The 18,437-nt window shown below is 57.9% G+C and carries 19 protein-coding genes; 2 read left to right on the top strand and 17 right to left on the bottom strand.

Annotated elements, in window-relative coordinates; genetic code table 11:
* Positions 1 to 28 precede the first annotated feature (28 nt).
* The 13 genes from rpoS to cysG form a co-directional block, all read right to left on the bottom strand.
* Complete coding sequence (gene rpoS / locus ACU4F7_RS17480; RefSeq protein WP_024551671.1) at positions 29 to 1,021, bottom strand: RNA polymerase sigma factor RpoS; 993 nt, start codon at positions 1,019 to 1,021, stop codon at positions 29 to 31.
* Between the two features lie 61 nt (positions 1,022 to 1,082).
* Positions 1,083 to 2,237 (bottom strand): murein hydrolase activator NlpD, encoded by a 1,155-nt coding sequence (gene nlpD, locus ACU4F7_RS17485; RefSeq protein WP_481637441.1) that lies wholly within the window; start codon positions 2,235 to 2,237, stop codon positions 1,083 to 1,085.
* A 126-nt stretch (positions 2,238 to 2,363) separates the two neighbouring features.
* The gene (locus ACU4F7_RS17490; protein ID WP_024557194.1) at positions 2,364 to 2,990 is read right to left on the bottom strand and encodes a protein-L-isoaspartate(D-aspartate) O-methyltransferase; all 627 of its coding nucleotides are present in this window, start codon (positions 2,988 to 2,990) and stop codon (positions 2,364 to 2,366) included.
* Positions 2,984 to 3,745 carry a 5'/3'-nucleotidase SurE gene (gene surE / locus ACU4F7_RS17495; RefSeq protein ID WP_481637442.1) on the bottom strand — a complete coding sequence of 254 codons (762 nt, stop codon included), beginning with the start codon at positions 3,743 to 3,745 and terminating at the stop codon, positions 2,984 to 2,986. The genes ACU4F7_RS17490 and surE overlap by 7 nt, the downstream gene beginning before the upstream one ends.
* Complete coding sequence (gene truD, locus ACU4F7_RS17500) at positions 3,726 to 4,775, bottom strand: tRNA pseudouridine(13) synthase TruD (protein WP_029590966.1); 1,050 nt, start codon at positions 4,773 to 4,775, stop codon at positions 3,726 to 3,728. The genes surE and truD overlap by 20 nt, the downstream gene beginning before the upstream one ends.
* On the bottom strand, positions 4,772 to 5,251 hold the full coding sequence (gene ispF, locus ACU4F7_RS17505) for a 2-C-methyl-D-erythritol 2,4-cyclodiphosphate synthase (RefSeq protein WP_481637443.1): 480 nt from the start codon (positions 5,249 to 5,251) through the stop codon (positions 4,772 to 4,774). Before ispF ends, truD begins: the two co-directional genes overlap by 4 nt.
* Positions 5,251 to 5,961 carry a 2-C-methyl-D-erythritol 4-phosphate cytidylyltransferase gene (gene ispD, locus ACU4F7_RS17510; RefSeq protein ID WP_029590967.1) on the bottom strand — a complete coding sequence of 237 codons (711 nt, stop codon included), beginning with the start codon at positions 5,959 to 5,961 and terminating at the stop codon, positions 5,251 to 5,253. Before ispD ends, ispF begins: the two co-directional genes overlap by 1 nt.
* An 18-nt stretch (positions 5,962 to 5,979) precedes the next feature.
* Positions 5,980 to 6,291, bottom strand: coding sequence for a cell division protein FtsB (gene ftsB / locus ACU4F7_RS17515; protein ID WP_024551664.1), 312 nt, complete (start codon positions 6,289 to 6,291; stop codon positions 5,980 to 5,982).
* A 181-nt stretch (positions 6,292 to 6,472) separates the two neighbouring features.
* Positions 6,473 to 6,793: a DUF3561 family protein gene (locus ACU4F7_RS17520; protein ID WP_024551663.1), complete on the bottom strand. Its 321-nt coding sequence runs from the start codon at positions 6,791 to 6,793 to the stop codon at positions 6,473 to 6,475.
* Positions 6,794 to 6,842: 49 nt separating this feature from the next.
* The gene (gene cysC, locus ACU4F7_RS17525; RefSeq protein ID WP_481637444.1) at positions 6,843 to 7,448 is read right to left on the bottom strand and encodes an adenylyl-sulfate kinase; all 606 of its coding nucleotides are present in this window, start codon (positions 7,446 to 7,448) and stop codon (positions 6,843 to 6,845) included.
* On the bottom strand, positions 7,448 to 8,875 hold the full coding sequence (gene cysN, locus ACU4F7_RS17530; RefSeq protein WP_029590969.1) for a sulfate adenylyltransferase subunit CysN: 1,428 nt from the start codon (positions 8,873 to 8,875) through the stop codon (positions 7,448 to 7,450). Before cysN ends, cysC begins: the two co-directional genes overlap by 1 nt.
* Positions 8,876 to 8,884: 9 nt before the next feature.
* On the bottom strand, positions 8,885 to 9,793 hold the full coding sequence (cysD, locus tag ACU4F7_RS17535) for a sulfate adenylyltransferase subunit CysD (RefSeq protein ID WP_024557187.1): 909 nt from the start codon (positions 9,791 to 9,793) through the stop codon (positions 8,885 to 8,887).
* A 155-nt stretch (positions 9,794 to 9,948) separates the two neighbouring features.
* Positions 9,949 to 11,364 carry a siroheme synthase CysG gene (gene cysG / locus ACU4F7_RS17540; protein WP_481637445.1) on the bottom strand — a complete coding sequence of 472 codons (1,416 nt, stop codon included), beginning with the start codon at positions 11,362 to 11,364 and terminating at the stop codon, positions 9,949 to 9,951.
* A 244-nt stretch (positions 11,365 to 11,608) separates the two neighbouring features.
* On the opposite strand from cysG, the gene ACU4F7_RS17545 reads away from it, so the two are divergent.
* Positions 11,609 to 12,649 carry an aminopeptidase gene (locus tag ACU4F7_RS17545; RefSeq protein ID WP_029590971.1) on the top strand — a complete coding sequence of 347 codons (1,041 nt, stop codon included), beginning with the start codon at positions 11,609 to 11,611 and terminating at the stop codon, positions 12,647 to 12,649.
* Between the two features lie 31 nt (positions 12,650 to 12,680).
* On the opposite strand, the gene ACU4F7_RS17550 is transcribed toward ACU4F7_RS17545, so the two are convergent.
* The 3 genes from ACU4F7_RS17550 to cysJ form a co-directional block, all read right to left on the bottom strand.
* A complete protein-coding gene (locus tag ACU4F7_RS17550; protein ID WP_024560158.1) occupies positions 12,681 to 13,415 on the bottom strand; it encodes a phosphoadenylyl-sulfate reductase in 735 nt (244 codons plus the stop codon).
* 95 nt (positions 13,416 to 13,510) lie between these two features.
* Entirely contained in the window at positions 13,511 to 15,223 is a 1,713-nt protein-coding gene (gene cysI, locus ACU4F7_RS17555; RefSeq protein WP_024557183.1) for an assimilatory sulfite reductase (NADPH) hemoprotein subunit, read from the bottom strand.
* Positions 15,223 to 17,022, bottom strand: coding sequence for an NADPH-dependent assimilatory sulfite reductase flavoprotein subunit (gene cysJ / locus ACU4F7_RS17560; protein WP_029590973.1), 1,800 nt, complete (start codon positions 17,020 to 17,022; stop codon positions 15,223 to 15,225). The genes cysI and cysJ overlap by 1 nt, the downstream gene beginning before the upstream one ends.
* A 303-nt stretch (positions 17,023 to 17,325) precedes the next feature.
* On the opposite strand from cysJ, the gene queD reads away from it, so the two are divergent.
* On the top strand, positions 17,326 to 17,688 hold the full coding sequence (gene queD / locus ACU4F7_RS17565; protein ID WP_029590974.1) for a 6-carboxytetrahydropterin synthase QueD: 363 nt from the start codon (positions 17,326 to 17,328) through the stop codon (positions 17,686 to 17,688).
* Positions 17,689 to 17,733: 45 nt separating this feature from the next.
* Here queD and queE read toward each other — a convergent pair whose 3' ends face one another.
* On the bottom strand, positions 17,734 to 18,405 hold the full coding sequence (gene queE, locus ACU4F7_RS17570; protein WP_024560156.1) for a 7-carboxy-7-deazaguanine synthase QueE: 672 nt from the start codon (positions 18,403 to 18,405) through the stop codon (positions 17,734 to 17,736).
* Positions 18,406 to 18,437: the final 32 nt, after the last annotated feature.

An 18,437-nucleotide genomic window follows, 5' to 3' on the forward strand; every position in this document is an offset into this window, starting at 1 on the left:
TTTTTGTCTGAAAACTACATTTCGTAGCTTATTCGCGGAACAGCGCTTCGATATTCAGCCCTTGCCCCTGCAGGATTTCGCGCAGGCGACGCAGACCTTCAACCTGAATCTGACGAACACGCTCACGAGTCAGACCGATTTCCCGGCCCACATCTTCAAGCGTTGCCGCTTCATAGCCGAGCAGGCCGAAACGACGAGCCAGCACTTCACGCTGCTTGGCGTTCAGTTCGAACAACCACTTAACGATGCTCTGCTTCATGTCATCGTCCTGCGTGGTGTCTTCCGGACCGTTTTCTTTTTCATCGGCCAGAATATCCAGCAGCGCTTTCTCTGAATCACCGCCCAGCGGGGTATCAACAGAGGTGATGCGCTCGTTCAGGCGCAGCATACGGCTTACGTCATCAACCGGTTTATCGAGCTGCTCTGCAATCTCTTCCGCGCTCGGCTCATGATCCAGCTTGTGAGAAAGCTCGCGTGCGGTACGCAGATAAACGTTCAGCTCTTTAACAATATGAATCGGCAGACGAATCGTACGGGTTTGGTTCATGATAGCCCGTTCGATGGTCTGGCGAATCCACCAGGTTGCGTACGTTGAAAAACGGAAACCGCGCTCCGGATCGAACTTCTCAACTGCGCGGATAAGGCCCAGGTTGCCTTCTTCGATCAGATCCAGCAGCGCAAGACCGCGGTTGCTGTAACGACGGGCAATTTTCACCACCAGACGCAGGTTACTTTCGATCATGCGGCGGCGTGAGGCGATATCACCACGCAGCGCGCGGCGTGCGAAGTAGACTTCTTCTTCTGCTGTTAGCAGAGGAGAGTAACCGATTTCTCCCAGATACAGCTGAGTCGCATCCAACACACGCTGTGTGGCACCCTGCGACAACAACTCCTCTTCTGCCAGGTCGTTATCACTGGGTTCCTCTTCTATCAAGGCTTTTTCATCAAAAGCCTCTACTCCGTTCTCATCAAATTCCGCGTCTTCATTTAAATCATGAACTTTCAGCGTATTCTGACTCATAAAGGTGGCTCCTACCCGTGATCCCTGAGCAAAGCACCTGACAGAAGCATGCTTTGCCGATTTATCGCTGCGGCAAATAACGCAGCGGGTTTACGGATTTCCCCTTGTAACGAATTTCAAAATGCAAGCGTGTAGAACTGGTTCCGGTGCTACCCATGGTAGCGATTTTCTGCCCCGCCTTAACTTCTTGTTGTTCCCGGACCAGCATTGTGTCGTTATGGGCGTAGGCACTCAGGTAATCATCGTTGTGTTTTATGATGATAAGATTACCGTAACCGCGCAGAGCATTACCGGCGTAAACGACGCGACCGTCAGCGGTAGCGACGATAGCCTGGCCTTTACTTCCTGCGATATCGACCCCTTTATTGCCCCCTTCGGAAGCAGAAAAGTTCTCGATAACATTGCCCTCAGTCGGCCAGCGCCATGCTGCTATCGGCGCGCTAGTGGACGTACTGCTGACTGTCGGTTCGGCTGTAGTGTTAACGGTTGGCGCGGTAACGGGTGCCGTTACGACAGCACCGTTATTTCTGTTACCAGGCAACATTTTGTTATCACTTTGTTCACCTGAGTCCTCAGAATAAATAATTGTCGGTTTCGACGCAACCACCGTGCTGGAATTTTGTGCAGGTTTTGAGACAATTCCTTGAGCATTTGCATCTGCCTGTGTAATTGCATTGCCTCCTGTGATCGGTGTACCGGAAGCATTGCCTACCTGCAGCGTTTGCCCAACATTCAGGCCATACGGGGCTGGAATGTTATTGCGCTGGGCCAAATCACGGAAATCGTTCCCGGTAATCCAGGCGATATAAAAGAGCGTATCGCCGCGCTTAACGGTATAAGTGCTGCCGCCGGTATAGCTGCCTTTCGGAATGTTCCCATACTGACGGTTGTATACGATGCGGCCATTTTCGGTCTGCACCGGCTGCTCGACCACAGGCTGAACCTGACGAGGCTGCGAAACGGGAGGCTGCGCTGGCTGAATTTGCGGCGCAGAAACGGGGGCGGAAACCGGTGCGGCGGTAGAAGTGCCCATTTTGGGCGGCGGCGTAATCATCATGCCGCTGCTGCTCGTGCTGCTGCTCGCGCCGCTATTTCCCTCTACAGAACTTATCGGCGCCTGAGAGGCGTCATTGGATGAACATCCCGCCAGCCAAAGTGAAATGAATGTTGCTGTTGCTACCCGGCGTGCTGTGAATTTTGGGCTTCCCGCGCTCATTTATCCCCCAGGATTGTTATCTGTCAGTGACTACTTACGACGACCGTGGCTCTGCACGTCCGGCAGGCTCAAAATGAGCCCACCATACGCGGATAACGCCTGAAAGTAACAGGAAAAACTCCTGGATTACGCCAGATCCCCTTTCACCAGAGGAACGAAACGCACGGCTTCCACGGTGTCGATAATAAATTCATCTCCCCGCCGACGAACCCGCTTCAACAGCTGATGTTCATCTCCAACGGGAAGCACAAGAATGCCGCCGTCATCCAGCTGCGACATCAACGCAGGCGGGATCTCTGGCGGCGCGGCCGTCACAATAATAGCGTCAAACGGGGCGCGCGCCTGCCACCCCTGCCAGCCATCACCATGACGGGTAGAGATATTATGTAAATCAAGCTGCTTCAGGCGACGACGAGCGTGCCACTGCAAACTTTTGATGCGCTCAACGGAACAAACGTGGTGGACGAGATGCGCCAGAATCGCCGTCTGGTAACCCGAGCCGGTGCCTATCTCCAGCACCCGTGATTCGGGCGTGAGCTCCAGCAGCTCGGTCATCAGCGCCACCATATAAGGCTGAGAAATGGTCTGCCCGGAACCGATAGGCAGCGCCACGTTCTCCCAGGCTTTGTGCTCAAGCGCTTCATCGATAAATTTTTCGCGCGGCACACGGGCGAGCGCTTCGAGCACATGCTCGTCGCGAATGCCCTGAGCACGCAATTGATTGAGAAGAGTTTGAACGCGATTGCTTACCATTGCCCGTTCACTCCGGCGCGGTCTAACCAGGTTGAGACAACATCATGCGCACTGTGCGCTGTTAAATCCACATGCAGCGGCGTGACGGAGACATAACCTTCCTCCACCGCGGCGAAATCCGTATCCGGCCCGGCATCGCACTTTTCGCCCGGAGGGCCTATCCAGTAAAGCGTATTGCCGCGCGGATCCTCCTGCGGAATAACTTTATCCGCCGGATGGCGACTGCCGCAGCGCGTGACGCGGATGCCTTTGATCTCCGCCAGCGGCAGATCCGGCACATTAACGTTCAGTATGCGGCCGGTACGCAAAGGTTCGCGCATGAGCGCCCGCAAAATCGTACAGGTGACCGCCGCCGCCGTGTCGTAATGCTGGTAGCCGTTAAGCGAAACCGCCAGCGCCGGAAAGCCCAGATGACGCCCTTCCATCGCAGCGGCGACGGTACCGGAATAAATGACGTCATCGCCCAGATTAGGTCCGGCGTTAATGCCGGAAACCACCACATCAGGACGAGGACGCATCAGCGCGTTGACGCCAAGGAACACGCAATCGGTCGGCGTGCCCATCTGCACGGCGATATCGCCATTTTCAAAGGTGAAAGTGCGAAGGGAGGATTCCAGCGTCAGAGAGTTGGACGCGCCGCTGCGGTTACGATCGGGAGCAACGACCTGCACTTCGGCAAATTCGCGAAGCGCTCTTGCCAGGGCCTGAATGCCCGGCGCGTGGATCCCGTCATCGTTACTCAGCAATATCCGCATAATCACCCGTTGTGTTCATTAATTCCCGCACGACGCTGGTGGCAAAACTGCCTGCCGGCAGCCAGAAGCGCAGTTCGACAGTTACCTCGTCCCACCACTCCCAGCGAAAAGCGTGGGGAAAGAGCCGCATCGCCCGGCGCGCCGCTTCCACTTTTTCACGCACCAGCAGCGTCTGCAACGTTGTTTCTTCAACAATGGCCTGCTGTTCGTTCGCCAGCGCTTCACGCTGGGTCCCCCACTCTCCGCTGCCAGGCAGCGCGGCGGTGATAAGCAAAGCCTTCGCGTCTACGCGAGCCTGCAGCTCCGGCAGCTCTTCTGCGGCTGCGACAAACCAGCTGCCGCGGCCCGCTAATTGTAGCGCATCGCCATCAACAACTTGATTAAATTCTGGTTTTTTCAGACGGTGGCTGACTATCTGATTAAACAGCGCGCTGCGCGCCGCAGACAAAGCAAAACTGCGTTTGTTGCGCTCGCGGGGCGGCGTAGCCGTCTCGCCCCAGCGCTGCGCCTGCAACAGGTTACTGCCGCCGATGCCAAAACGCTGCGGGCCGAAATAGTTCGGCACGCCTTCGTCACGCACCGCCTGCAGCCGGGTTTCCATCTCCTCCCGGTTCGTCACCTCGCGCAGCACCAGCCGGAAGTGGTTGCCTTTCAGCGCCCCTAAACGCAGCTTGCGCTTGTGCCGGGCATACTCCAGCACCTGGCACCCTTCCAGCGAAAAGGCGCTTAAATTAGGCATCTCTTTGCCCGGCAGACGGACGCAGAACCACTGTTCCGTGACGGCGTGCTTATCTTTCTGCCCGGCAAAACTGACTTCCCTGGCGTGCACTTTAAGGAACTTAGCCAGCGCGTCCGCCACAAAGCGCGTATTGCAGCCGGTTTTGACGATGCGCACCAGCAGATGTTCGCCTTCGCCATCCGGCTCGAAGCCCAAATCTTCCGTTACGACAAAATCTTCCGGGTTGGCTTTAAGCACGCCGCTGCCCTGAGGCCTGCCATGCTGGTAAGTCAGTTGATGCACGTCGATCATACGCCAGCCTTAAGCAGCAGCGCCACCGCCTCGCAGGCGATGCCTTCGCCACGTCCGGTAAAGCCGAGCTTCTCGGTGGTGGTGGCCTTCACGTTGACCTGCTCCATATGGCAGCCCAGGTCTTCGGCGATAAAAACACGCATCTGCGGGATGTGCGGCGCCATTTTCGGCGCCTGGGCGATAATCGTGACGTCAACATTGCCAAGCGCGTAACCTTTGGCCTGTACACGGCGCCAGGCTTCACGCAGAAGTTCGCGGCTATCCGCGCCTTTAAAGGCCGGGTCGGTATCCGGGAAGAGTTTGCCGATATCGCCCAACGCCGCCGCGCCCAGCAGCGCATCGGTCAAGGCGTGCAGCGCGACATCGCCGTCGGAATGCGCCAGCAGCCCCTGCTCGTAAGGAATACGAACGCCGCCAAGAATAATCGGCCCAACGCCGCCAAAAGCGTGTACGTCAAAACCATGTCCGATGCGCATTATGCATTCTCCATATGGGTTAACCGGGTAAGATAGAACGCCGCCAGCGCCAGGTCTTCAGGGCGCGTCACTTTAATATTATCCGCGCGGCCAGCAATCAGTTCAGGATGAAAACCACAATATTCGAGCGCCGAGGCTTCATCAGTAATGGTGGCCCCTTCGTTGAGCGCGCGCGTCAGGCAGTCAAGCAGCAGTTCGCGAGGAAAAAGCTGTGGCGTGAGCGCGTGCCAGAGATCTTCTCTGTCGACCGTATGGGCGATAGCGGGTTTACCCGGCTCGCCGCGCTTCATGGTGTCGCGCACGGGGGCGGCGAGAATGCCGCCGACGGCGCTGGTTTCGGTAAGGGTGAGCAGACGCTCAAGATCGTCCTGGTGCAGGCAGGGGCGGGCAGCGTCATGCACCAACGCCCAGCTGCAGTCGTTCGCCTGCCTGAGCCCTGCCAGCACCGAATCGGCCCGCTGCGCACCGCCCTGCACCACCTGGACACGGGGATGAGAGGCCAGCGGCAACGCCATAAAGCGCTCATCGCCAGGACTGATGGCGATAATCACCCGGCTGATGCGAGGATGCGCCAGCAGAGGCGCCAGCGCGTGTTCGAGGATCGTTTTTTCACCAATGGTGAGATATTGTTTCGGACATTCCGTTTGCATGCGGCTGCCAATTCCGGCAGCCGGCACCACGGCTATCACGTCCGCAAAGGAAGGCGCCATGAGTTAACCCGAGTCTGGTTAGCGATTGTTTTGCCCTGACCCGTTAGGACGCTTTGAGGCGTCCGGCACCAGACGATAAAAGGTTTCGCCAGGTTTGGTCATGCTTAATTCGTTGCGTGCGCGCTCTTCGATAGCTTCTTGTCCGCCATTGAGATCGTCAATTTCGGCGAAAAGCTGATCGTTGCGCGCCTTAAGTTTGGCGTTAGTAGCCTGCTGTACGGCGACGTCGTCGGCGACGCGGGAGTAATCGTGAACGCCATTTTTGCCGAACCACAGCGAATACTGTAGCCAGACCAGTAAAGCCAGCAATAGCAGCGTTAGTTTACCCATTCCGCCCCCTGAAAAACGGCCTTATCATCCCATAACTTCCTGCCAGGCTCTACACCCGATACAGTCCCCAGGCGCAGCAGCGCTGCCAAAACAGCGGCAGAATGTACCACAGAACGCGTCGCGATGCGTACTGCACATATTTGTAACATATTCATGATAAAACGACAGGCGCAGGCTTGTCTTAGCCCATCAGCCAGAAAAACAGCAGCCCGAACATCAGCACCACCGTTAACAATGTTGCAATGCTGCTGTAAAGAAGCTTGCCGTTAAGCAGAGAATAGAGCGCGATGCCCACCACGACCGCTACGGGCATTAACGCCAGAAAGAAAGGCCAGGTATAAAGAAAGAAAAAAAGCGTGTTGGAGCCGTAGACCAGAAAGGGCGGGCCCAGCGCGATGAGCCACGAGATAAATCCCAGCACGGCGCCAGGCCACGACCAGGTCGTTTCTTCAGCGGGCGGCGTCTGAGCCTGTGAGATGATGATATTGGTGCCGTTGCGCATAACTTATCCTGTGACCTGACCTGCCGGGAAGCGGCTTCCCGGCGCCGTCTCAGGATTTGATGATATCGTCCCGGCGCAACAGATCTAACAATTGCGCAATCAAATTTGTTACTAATTGTTGGCCATCGAGGTGAATTTCCGGCTTCTCCGGCGCTTCGTAAACCGAGTCGATACCGGTAAAATTACGCAGCTCGCCGGCGCGGGCTTTTTTATAAAGCCCTTTCGGGTCGCGCGCTTCGCATACCTCAAGCGGCGTATCCACAAACACCTCGATGAACCGCCCTGCCCCTACGCGCTCGCGCACCATAGCGCGCTCGGCGCGATGCGGCGAGATAAAGGCCGTCAGCACCACCAGACCTGCGTCGACCATCAGGTTCGCCACTTCGCCGACGCGGCGGATATTCTCCTTGCGGTCGACGTCGCTAAAGCCTAAATCGCTGCACAGCCCGTGACGCACATTGTCGCCATCCAGCAGGTAGGTGCTGACGCCAAGCTGGTGCAGCGCCTCTTCCAGCGCGCCGGCCACCGTGGATTTACCCGAGCCCGAAAGCCCGGTAAACCACAGAACAACGCCACGGTGGCCGTGGAGTTGTTCACGTTGTTCGGCGGTCACGGGATGGGCGTGCCAGACGACATTCTCGTCATGCTGCGCCATTATTTGCCTCCCAGCAGGTCGCGCGCGCCCCAGTGCGGGAAGTGGCGACGCACCAGCGCGTTCAGCTCCAGTTCAAAAGCGCTGTAAGCGGAAGGCTCCTGGTAGACCTCGGTTTGCGGCTCGCGCACCATGCCAGCACCCACGGTAACGTTGCTCAGGCGATCGATGAAAATCAGCCCGCCGGTCACCGGGTTCTCCTGATATTTATCCAGACTCAGCGGCTCGTCGAAAGTGAGGTCCACCAGCCCGATGCCGTTCAGCGGCAGGTTTTCCACTACGCGCTGGGTCAGGTTATTGATATCCACCTGATACTGAATGTTGTCGACACGGGCGCGGGTTTTCTTACCGGCGATTTTAATGTCGTAGCTCTGACCTGGCGTCAGCGGCTGCTCCGCCATCCATACCACGTCCACCGACGCGCTCTGCACCGCAGGCACGTTCTGGGCGGCATCCACCAGCAGGTCGCCGCGGCTGATGTCGATTTCATCTTTCAGCACCAGCGTAATCGCCTCGCCTGCGCCCGCCTCGTCTAAATCGCCATCAAAGGTCACAATACGGGCAACGGCGGATTCCACGCCGGAAGGCAGCACTTTCACGCGCTGGCCGACTTTCACGGAGCCGGAGGCCACCGTACCTGCATAGCCGCGAAAATCGAGATTCGGGCGATTAACATACTGCACCGGGAAGCGCAGCGGCTGCGCGTCGACGCCGCGATTTATCTCGACGGTTTCCAGCACTTCCAGCAGCGTCGGGCCGGTATACCAGGCCATGTTCAGGCTGGAAATCGCCACGTTGTCTCCTTCCAGCGCGGAAAGCGGCACGAAGCGGATGTCCAGGTTGCCCGGCAGCTGCGCGGCGAAGTTAAGGTAATCCTGTTTAATCTGCTCGAAACGCTCTTCGCTGAATTCCACCAGGTCCATTTTGTTCACCGCGACCACCAGGTGCTTAATCCCCAGCAGCGTAGAGATAAAGCTGTGGCGACGCGTCTGGTCCAGCACCCCTTTACGGGCGTCGATCAGCAGAATCGCGAGATCGCAGGTGGAGGCGCCAGTCGCCATGTTGCGGGTGTACTGCTCGTGCCCCGGGGTGTCGGCGATAATAAATTTGCGCTTTTCGGTGGAGAAATAGCGGTAAGCCACGTCAATGGTGATGCCCTGCTCGCGCTCCGCCTGCAAGCCATCCACCAGCAGCGCCAGGTCGAGCTTTTCGCCCTGGGTGCCGTGACGCTTGCTGTCGTTATGCAGCGAGGAAAGCTGGTCTTCATAAATCTGGCGCGTATCGTGCAGCAGGCGGCCTATCAGGGTGCTTTTCCCGTCATCCACGCTGCCGCAGGTCAGAAAGCGCAGCAGGCTTTTATGCTGCTGGGCGTGCAGATAAGCCTCCACGCCGCCCTCTTTAGCGATTTGTTGTGCGATGGTCGTGTTCATGACGGCTCCTTAGAAATAACCCTGGCGTTTTTTCAGCTCCATCGAGCCTGCCTGGTCGCGGTCAATCACGCGACCCTGTCGTTCGCTGGTGGTCGATACCAGCATCTCTTCAATGATTTCCGGCAGCGTCTGCGCCCCGGATTCCACCGCGCCGGTCAGCGGCCAGCAGCCCAGCGTGCGGAAACGCACCATCCGCTGCTTGATCTCTTCGCCCGGCTGCAGGTCGATGCGATCGTCGTCGATCATCATCAGCATGCCGTCGCGCTCCAGCACCGGGCGCTCTGCCGCCAGGTAAAGCGGAACGATTTCGATATTTTCCAGATAGATGTACTGCCAGATGTCCAGCTCGGTCCAGTTGGAAAGCGGGAAGACGCGAATGCTCTCGCCTTTGTTGATCTGGCCGTTATAGTTATGCCACAGCTCCGGGCGCTGGTTTTTCGGGTCCCAGCGGTGGAAGCGGTCGCGGAAGGAGTAGATACGCTCTTTAGCGCGAGACTTTTCCTCGTCGCGGCGCGCTCCGCCGAAGGCGGCGTCAAAACCATATTTGTTAAGCGCCTGCTTCAGCCCTTCGGTTTTCATGATATCGGTGTGTTTGGCGCTGCCGTGCACGAACGGGTTGATGCCCATCGCCACCCCTTCCGGGTTTTTATGCACCAGCAGTTCACAGCCGTAGGCTTTGGCGGTACGGTCGCGGAACTCGTACATCTCACGGAATTTCCAGCCGGTATCGACGTGCAGCAGCGGGAACGGCAGCGTGCCCGGATAAAAAGCTTTACGCGCCAGATGCAGCATTACGCTGGAATCTTTACCGATGGAATACATCATCACCGGATTAGAAAATTCTGCAGCCACTTCACGAATGATATGGATGCTTTCCGCCTCCAGTTGCCGCAGGTGAGTGAGTCGTTTTTGGTCCATAACCTTTCCTTATAAGGCCTGGTGCAGCAGGCGTTATTGTTGCAGCCAGTTTTGTTGCGCCCTGCGCGCAGCAACCGCAGCGTACGCAAGTACGTGAGGGTGGCGAGCACAGCCCGGGACAAAAATGGCAAATAAACTAGCCTGTTGCTTCAGGACTAAGCCAAATTAACCACGGAAGAGCGGAACTCTTCCGCCGGGTTGGATTGTTGATACCAGGCCAGTTGCGGGTGAAGCGTCACCACTTCCCCAATCACCAGCAGGGCTGGCATCGGCGCCTGTTTCGCAAGCGCGTCGAGTTGTTGTAGCGTGCCGGTGAAGACCTGCTGATCTTCCCGCGTGCCGCGGCTGATAACCGCCACTGGCGTATCGGCGTCGCGGCCGTGCTGAATAAGTTGTTCGCTTATCTCAGCGGCTTTCATGGTGCCCATATAGATAGCGAGCGTCTGGCGGCTTTTCGCCAGCAAGGCCCAGTCGAACGGCGCGCTGTCGGGCTTATAATGTCCGGTGACGAAGATCGCGCTCTGGGCATAATCGCGGTGCGTCAGCGGGATGCCGGCGTAGGCCGTCGCGCCCGAAGCCGCCGTGACGCCAGGCACTACCTGAAAAGGCACCCCCGCGGCCTTCGCCGCCTGAAGCTCCTCGCCGCCGCGCCCGAAGATAAACGGGTCGCCGCCCTTCAGGCGCACCACGGTTTTCCCTTCCCGCGCGAAGTCGATAAGCATCTGGTTGGTTTCGTGCTGCGCGACGGCGTGAGAGCCCGCGCGTTTGCCTACACAGATGCGCTCGGCATCGCGGCGCACAAGATCAAGCACCCCGTCGCTGACCAGATGGTCATACAGCACCACATCCGCCTGCTGCATGACCTGCAATCCGCGAAGCGTCAACAGCCCCGCGTCGCCCGGTCCGGCGCCGACGAGAATAATTTCGCCCTGCTCGCTCTCAGGTTCCGCCAGCGTCTGCGCCAGGGTCTCCTGCGCCGCCTGTTCATTGCCCGCCGCCATCTGGCTTGCGAAGCGGCCGCGGAAAGCGCGTTCCCAGAAGCGACGACGCGCATCGGTGGTGGTCAGCCGCACTTTAATCTTCTCGCGCCAGCTTCCCGCCACTTCCGCCATGCGACCGAGATTCGCAGGCAGCAGCGCCTCAATCTTCTCTCGCAACAAGCGGGCCAGCACCGGCGCGTTGCCGCCGGAGGAGATAGCCACCACCAGCGGCGAGCGGTCAACAATAGAGGGAAAGATAAACGAGCAGAGCGGCTGATCGTCCACCACGTTGACCAGCCGCTGGCGGGCATTCGCCGCGTCAAAAACCCGGCGGTTCAGTTCGCTGTCGTTTGTGGCGGCAATGACCAGAAAAACAGTATCCAGCTGCGCTTCATCAAACGCCTGCGCGAACCAGTCGATGGCTTTCGCTTCAGCGAGCTCCGCCAGTTCCGGGTGCAGCTTTCGGGCTACCACCCGCACCTGCGCGCCCGCGCGAGTCAACAAAGCGATTTTACGCGCCGCTACCTCACCGCCGCCGACAACCAGCACGGGGCGATTTTTTAACGCGGCAAACAGGGGGAGATAATCCACAACGGCAAAGCTCGCAAGTAACAGGGACTACGGGGGACTATAGGGGGCGCTTGATAACGAATGAAATTACGAATTGGCATGAGTAGTTCCACAAAGGAATAAGTCGCTGGCAAAGCAAATACCAAAAAGTGCTTAAGACGTGGTTTTTCGGGCGTTTGGGATGAAATGAAATTGTGTAAGCTCGGTCACAGTTTCATACTAAGCGGAAAAATTTTTCCGCTCTTTTTTCGATTAAGGATTATCTATGCTTTCCGCAGTGCGCCGCTTAACCCTGAGCCTGGCGCTGAGCGTATGCTTTACCCTGCCTGCCGCGGCGCGCGCCCCTGTGCTGGGGGAGACCGCCAATCAACAGACTCGCTATATCGCCACCTACTTTCCCGGCCGGATGACCGGCTCGCCTGCTGAAATGCTCTCGGCGGATTACCTGCGCCAGCAGTTCGCGCAGTGGGGCTATCAGAGCGATATTCGCGCTTTTCACAGCCGTTACGTCTATACCACCGAGAATAAACACGCCAACTGGCATAACGTCACCGGCAGCACGGTTATCGCCGCGCACGAAGGAAAAGAGCCGCAGCAGATAATCATCATGGCGCACCTCGACACTTACGCGCCGCAAAGCGATAAAGATGTCGATAACAATCTGGGCGGGCTGACGCTGCAGGGCGTGGATGACAATGCCGCAGGACTTGGCGTGCTGCTGGAACTCGCGCAGCGCCTGAAAACGGTGCCCACGCGCTACGGCATCCGTTTTATCGCCACCAGCGGTGAAGAAGAGGGCAAGCTTGGCGCGGAAAATGTCCTCAAGCGCATGAGCGAAAAAGAGAAGAAAAATACGCTGCTGGTGATTAACCTGGACAATCTGGTCGTGGGCGACCGGCTTTATTTCAACAGCGGTCAGAGCACCCCCGCCGCCGTGCGTAAGCTCACCCGCGACCGCGCGCTGGCTATCGCGCATCAGCATGGCGTTCCCGCCGCCACCAACCCTGGCCTTAACCCGCGCTATCCGCAGGGTACGGGCTGTTGCAACGACGCTGAGGTGTTTGATAAAGCCGGTATTCCGGTGCTTTCGGTTGAAGCGACAAACTGGTCGCTGGGCAAAAAAGATGGCTACCAGCAACGCGCGAAAAGCAAAGCGTTTCCGGATGGCAACAGCTGGCACAACGTGCGCCTCGATAACCAGCAATACCTTGATAAAGCCCTGCCAGGGCGCATTGAAAAACGCAGCCGTGATGTGATGCGCGTCATGCTGCCGCTGGTGAAAGAGCTGGCGAAGGCGGGGAAATAAAAAAACGCGACATTTCGTCGCGTTTTTTCTTTTAACCTTCGTGCAATCCACATTCGCGCTTGAGGCCGAAGAAGCGGGTTTCTTCTTCCGCCATGCCCGGCTCCCATTTGCGGGTGGTGTGGGTGTCGCCGACGGAAAGATAACCCTCGTCCCACAGCGGGTGATATTTCAGCCCATGCTTTTGCAGGTACTGGTAAACGGTGCGGTTGTCCCAGTCGATAATCGGCAGGATTTTAAATACGCCGCGCTGAACGCCTAATACCGGCAGGCTGGCGCGGCTGCCGGACTGCTCGCGGCGCAGGCCTGCGAACCAGGTTTGCGCGTTAAGCGCGTTGAGCGCGCGGTTCATCGGCTCGACTTTATTGATCTCGTTGTATTTCTCAATCCCTTCCACGCCCTGCTCCCACAGCTTGCCGTAGCGCGCTTCCTGCCAGGCCGGGCTTTGCTCGGCGCGGTAGATTTTCAGGTTCAGGTTGAGCTTTTCCGTCAGTTCATCAATAAAGCGGTACGTTTCCGGGAACAGGTAGCCGGTATCGGTGAGGATAACCGGGATATCCGGGCGCTCGCGCGTGACCAGATGCAGGCAGACCGCCGCCTGGATGCCGAAGCTTGAAGAGAGCACAAACTCGCCGGGCAGATGCTCCAGCGCCCAGCGCACCCGCTCTTCGGCGCTCAGCGTTTCAAGCCGGGCGTTGGTTTCGGCGAGCGCCGCCGCGCGTTCTTCTTTCGTCTGACCATTAAGCGCGTGCAGATCGAGTTGAGACATGTTGACCTCGCTTGTTTGAGTTCGCTTTCAGCCGGGGGAAGCGTATCGCTTCACCCCGTGAGGCGGGTAAGCGCAGCGCCACCCGCCAGGTCCGCTTATTCCCAGAAATCCCGCGCCGGATCGAGAACCGGACGGATTATCCCGGTGCGCACGGTGAAGTCGCCGAAGCCTTCGCCCGCTTCGCGCTCTTTCGCCCAGCGGCCCACCAGCTCGTCGATCGTTTCCAGGATCTCCGGCTCGGTGATGTTCTCGCGATACATCCGCGGAATACGCGTGCCGATACGGTTGCCGCCAAGATGCAGGTTATAGCGCCCCGGCGCTTTGCCCACCAGACCCAGCTCCGCCAGCATCGCGCGGCCGCAGCCGTTCGGGCAGCCGGTAACGCGCAGGACGATATGCTCATCCGCCACGCCGTGCTTCGCCATCAGAGCGTCCACTTTATCGATAAACGTTGGCAGGAAACGCTCGGCTTCCGCCATCGCCAGCGGGCAGGTCGGGAACGACACGCAGGCCATGGAGTTTTCACGCTGCGGCGTAACGGCGTCCATCAGGCCATGCGCCCGCGCCAGTTGTTCAATCTTCGCCTTATCGCTTTCCGGCACGCCCGCCACGATAAGGTTCTGGTTGGCGGTGAGGCGGAAATCGCCTTTGTGGATCTTCGCAATCTCCAGCAGGCCGGTTTTCAGCGGACGGCCCGGGAAGTCCAGGATACGGCCGTTTTCAATAAACAGCGTCAGATGCCATTTATTATCGATGCCTTTTACCCAGCCGATGCGGTCGCCGCGACCGGTAAATTCGTAAGGACGGATAGGTTCAAACTTGATGCCCGCGCGACGCTCCACTTCCGCTTTGAATACGTCCGGCCCGACACGCTCCAGCGTATATTTGGTTTTAGCGTTTTTACGGTCGGTGCGGTTGCCCCAGTCGCGCTGGGTCGTTACCACCGCTTCCGCCACGGCAAGGGTATGCTCCAGCGGAATGTAGCCAAACTCCGTCGCGGTGCGCGCGTAGGTTTTCTTATTGCCGTGTTCGATAGACAGCCCGCCGCCCACCAGCAGGTTGAAGCCCACCAGCTTGCCGTTTTCGGCAATCGCCACGAAGTTCATGTCATTAGCGTGCAGGTCGACATCGTTCTGCGGCGGCACCACTACCGTGGTTTTGAACTTACGCGGCAGGTAAGTCGGCCCGAGGATCGGCTCTTCATCCGTGGTCGCCACTTTCTCCTGATCGAGCCAAATTTCCGCATAAGCGCGAGTGCGCGGCAGCAGATGCTCGGAGAGCTTTTTCGCCCACTCGTACGCTTCGGCGTGCAGCTGCGATTCCACCGGGTTAGAGGTGCAGAGCACGTTGCGGTTCATGTCGTTGGCGGTCGCCAGCGCGTCCAGCCCGACCGAGTGCAGCATCTGGTGCGCCGGCTTGACGTTTTTCTTCAGCAAACCGTGATACTGGAACGTCTGACGGTTGGTCAGGCGGATGCTGCCGTAGATAGTGTTTTCGCCGGCGAACTTATCAATCGCCAGCCACTGCTTCGGGGTCATGATCCCGCCTGGCAGACGGCAGCGCAGCATCATCGCATGGCGCGGCTCAAGCTTCTGCTCGGCGCGCTCGGCGCGGATATCGCGGTCATCCTGCTGATACATGCCGTGAAAGCGGATCAGCAGGAAGTTGTCGCCATTAAAGCCGCCGGTCAGGCCGTCATTTAAATCTTCGGCTATGGTGCCGCGCAGGAAGTTACTTTCGCGTTTCATGCGTTCCGCGTCGGTAAGTTTTCCTTCGACCACCAGAGGCCCTGGGTGTTTTTCGCTCATTAATAGACGTCTCGCTGGTAACGGCGCTCTACGCGCAGCTCACTTAAATATTCGTCTGCCGCCTCGGCGTCCATCGCGCCGTGTTCGGCAATCACTTCCAGTAAAGCCTGGTCGACATCTCGCGCCATGCGAGTCGCGTCGCCGCAGACATAAATGTGCGCGCCGTCGTTAATCCAGCGCCACAGCTCCGCGCCCTGCTGGCGCAGTTTATCTTGTACGTAAATTTTTTCTTTTTGATCCCGCGACCAGGCAAGATCGATGCGGTTCAGCACGCCCTCTTTAACGTAGCGCTGCCACTCCACCTGGTAGAGGAAATCTTCAGTAAAGTGCGGGTTGCCGAAGAAGAGCCAGTTTTTGCCCTGCGCGCCTTCCGCCGCACGCTGCTGCATAAAGGCGCGGAACGGCGCGATGCCGGTGCCGGGGCCAATCATAATCACCGGCGTATCCGGGTTGGCTGGCAGACGGAAGTTGTCGTTATGCTCGATAAATACGCGCACTTCGCCATCTTCCTCCAGACGGTCCGCGAGGAAGCTTGACGCCCCACCCGCACGCGGACGACCTTCGATATCGTAGCGCACCACGCCCACGGTGATGTGCACTTCGCTCTCCACTTCCGCCTGTGAAGAGGCGATGGAGTAAAGACGCGGCGTCAGCGGACGCAGCAGACCGAGAAGTTTATCGGCGTCCAGCTGCGCAGGCGCGAAACGCACCATATCCACAATCGGCACCGTAGCGGCATAGTGCTGAAGCTTCGCTTTATCGCCCACCAACGCCAGCAGTTGCTCGTTGCGGGTCAGCGTCGCATAGTTTTCCACGATGTTGGCGGTATTCACGGTCAGCTCAAAGTGCCACTGCAGGGCTTCGCTAAGCGGCAGGGTTTTCCCTTCCACCTCAACGGGCTCGTCGCCTTTCAGCCACAGCAACTCCACCAGCTCCTGCACCAGAGCCGGGTCGTTCTGATACCAGACGCCCAGCGCGTCGCCCGGCTGATAGCGCAAGCCGGAATCGCCCAGATCGATCTCCAGATGACGAACGTCTTTCCCGGAGTCGCGACCGGTGATTTTCTGGTTAACGGCAAGCGTCGCCGTCAGCGGCGCTTCTTTGGTGTAAGGCGTGGAGTCTACCAGGTTGACGGCGCCCTGGGCGGCAATGCTTGCCTGCGCAGGCGCGGCCGGCGCGCGGGCTTTCAGCACTTCTACCACGCGCGCGCGCCACTCTTGCGCAGCCGCCTGGTATTCCACATCCGCATCCACGCGGTCGAGCAGACGCTCAGCGCCCAGCTCCGCCAGCTTGCTGTCGAAATCTTTCCCCGCCTGGCTGAAGAACTCATAAGAGGTATCGCCCAGACCGAAAACGGCGAAGGCGGCGCCATTGAGTTTCGGCGCTTTTTTCGAGAACAGGAATTTATGCAGCGCGACGGCCTCTTCCGGCGGCTCCCCTTCCCCCTGGGTGGAGGTGACGATCACCAACAGCTTTTCAGAGGCGATTTGTTTAAACTTATAGTCACCAGCGTTAACCAGCTTAACGTTCAGCTTCGCCGCGAGCAGATCGTCGCGCAGCGCCTCCGCCACCCGGCGCGCATTGCCGGTCTGAGAAGCCGAGATAAGCGTAATGGCTGGCGCTTCGGCGACAGGGGCGGCAGCTTGCGCCGCGGCGCCCGGCTGGTTGGAGATCCCCCAGAAATAGCCTGAAAGCCAGGCGAGCTGGGTGGGCGTTAAATCGTGGGTCGCCGTCTGAAGGCGAGCCAGCTGCTCCGGGCTCAGCGGGAGCAAAGCGCTTGGTGGGGCCTGCGTCGTCATGCGTCGTTATGTTCCAGTAGCAAAGCTGTTTTTTATTGTAAAAACAGAAGAGAAAGTAAGGTTAACGGGCGGCATAGTAACAATTAAAGAAGGGATGGAAATAATAAATAACCAAAAGCACTAACCGCTTTTATCACTAAGACTAAGCGGCAAAAGTGGTTAAACAACTTTTTGATTACAAAGGATTAATTTCACGCGCGAAACGCCATCATGCCGCTTATCGTTAACGACGGTTTTAGTTAATGCTAAAAACGGTCAATTCCGGTACTATGCGGCGGTTTTTTGCCAGACTGAGACTGCGTTATGCCTACCACCCTGTTTAAAGATTTCATGTTCGAAGCCGCCCACCGCCTGCCACACGTACCGGAAGGCCATAAATGCGGACGTCTGCATGGGCATTCCTTTATGGTGCGCCTGGAAGTAACGGGCGAGGTGGATCCGCATACCGGTTGGATCATCGATTTTGCCGAACTGAAGGCAGCCTTCAAGCCTGTTTACGATCGGTTGGATCACTATTATCTCAACGATATTCCGGGGCTTGAGAATCCAACCAGCGAAGTGCTGGCGAAATGGATTTGGGACCAGATGAAGCCGAAGATGCCGTTGCTGAGCGCGGTAATGATTAAAGAGACCTGCACAGCGGGCTGCGTATACCGCGGCGAATAAGCGCGGCGTCAGCGAGAAATAAAAAAGGGGCTTACGCCCCTTTTTTCATGCAATGTTCAGATACTTATGCGTTTGCATGGAAAGCCGCCAGTTGCGAGCGATACAGGTTTCAATGCACAAACGGGTGGCATCCTCTTTCTGGCTGATAGGCTGGAGCGCAATCACGCGCTGCTTATCGTCATGCAGCCTTGCCAGCAATTCATCCAGCGCTTCTATATCACGCATGCGCCCCACCGGGTGTTTCACCTCATCGGCGCGCTGCAAGGCCTGGTCCAGCACCTCATAACCGCCGCGCATATTCACTTTTGGCGACACCGTTACCCAGGTGGTGGGCGTACAGCGCACTTCATGCGTGCCGCTGGTTTCAATCTGGCAGCTAAAGCCGTTTTTCTCCAGCAGGTGAGTGAGCGGCAGCAGATCGTGAATGCACGGCTCGCCGCCAGTGATAACGACATGGCGCGCGGTATACCCCTGGCGGCTAATGACCGCCAGCAGATCTTCACTGCTGGCTGCGCCCCATTTATCGCTCTCTTTGGTCTTGGCGATCACGCTGTAAAGCGACACTTCCCGATCGGCGAGCTTATCCCACGTGTGTTTGGTGTCGCACCAGGCACAGCCAACCGGGCATCCCTGCAATCGAATAAAAATGGCGGGAACGCCGGTAAAGTAACCCTCGCCCTGCAGGGTCTGGAACATCTCATTAATCGGGTACTGCATGATACTCTCTGCAAATGGTGTAAACCGTAATT

The sequence above is a fragment of the Franconibacter pulveris genome, from assembly GCF_056780215.1.

Bases quoted from the DNA above. Each gene is read 5' to 3' on its own strand.
- queD (WP_029590974.1), top strand. From the start codon at position 17,326: ATGCCTACCACCCTGTTTAAAGATTTCATGTTCGAAGCCGCCCACCGC.
- cysC (WP_481637444.1), bottom strand. From the start codon at position 7,448: ATGGCGCAGCATGACGAGAATGTCGTCTGGCACGCCCATCCCGTGACC.
- cysD (WP_024557187.1), bottom strand. From the start codon at position 9,793: ATGGACCAAAAACGACTCACTCACCTGCGGCAACTGGAGGCGGAAAGC.
- ispF (WP_481637443.1), bottom strand. From the start codon at position 5,251: ATGCGCATCGGACATGGTTTTGACGTACACGCTTTTGGCGGCGTTGGG.
- cysN (WP_029590969.1), bottom strand. From the start codon at position 8,875: ATGAACACGACCATCGCACAACAAATCGCTAAAGAGGGCGGCGTGGAG.
- nlpD (WP_481637441.1), bottom strand. From the start codon at position 2,237: ATGAGCGCGGGAAGCCCAAAATTCACAGCACGCCGGGTAGCAACAGCA.
- ACU4F7_RS17550 (WP_024560158.1), bottom strand. From the start codon at position 13,415: ATGTCTCAACTCGATCTGCACGCGCTTAATGGTCAGACGAAAGAAGAA.
- truD (WP_029590966.1), bottom strand. From the start codon at position 4,775: ATGATCGACGTGCATCAACTGACTTACCAGCATGGCAGGCCTCAGGGC.
- ispD (WP_029590967.1), bottom strand. From the start codon at position 5,961: ATGGCGCCTTCCTTTGCGGACGTGATAGCCGTGGTGCCGGCTGCCGGA.
- ftsB (WP_024551664.1), bottom strand. From the start codon at position 6,291: ATGGGTAAACTAACGCTGCTATTGCTGGCTTTACTGGTCTGGCTACAG.
- queE (WP_024560156.1), bottom strand. From the start codon at position 18,405: ATGCAGTACCCGATTAATGAGATGTTCCAGACCCTGCAGGGCGAGGGT.
- rpoS (WP_024551671.1), bottom strand. From the start codon at position 1,021: ATGAGTCAGAATACGCTGAAAGTTCATGATTTAAATGAAGACGCGGAA.
- cysI (WP_024557183.1), bottom strand. From the start codon at position 15,223: ATGAGCGAAAAACACCCAGGGCCTCTGGTGGTCGAAGGAAAACTTACC.
- cysJ (WP_029590973.1), bottom strand. From the start codon at position 17,022: ATGACGACGCAGGCCCCACCAAGCGCTTTGCTCCCGCTGAGCCCGGAG.
- ACU4F7_RS17520 (WP_024551663.1), bottom strand. From the start codon at position 6,793: ATGCGCAACGGCACCAATATCATCATCTCACAGGCTCAGACGCCGCCC.
- ACU4F7_RS17545 (WP_029590971.1), top strand. From the start codon at position 11,609: ATGCTTTCCGCAGTGCGCCGCTTAACCCTGAGCCTGGCGCTGAGCGTA.
- surE (WP_481637442.1), bottom strand. From the start codon at position 3,745: ATGCGGATATTGCTGAGTAACGATGACGGGATCCACGCGCCGGGCATT.
- ACU4F7_RS17490 (WP_024557194.1), bottom strand. From the start codon at position 2,990: ATGGTAAGCAATCGCGTTCAAACTCTTCTCAATCAATTGCGTGCTCAG.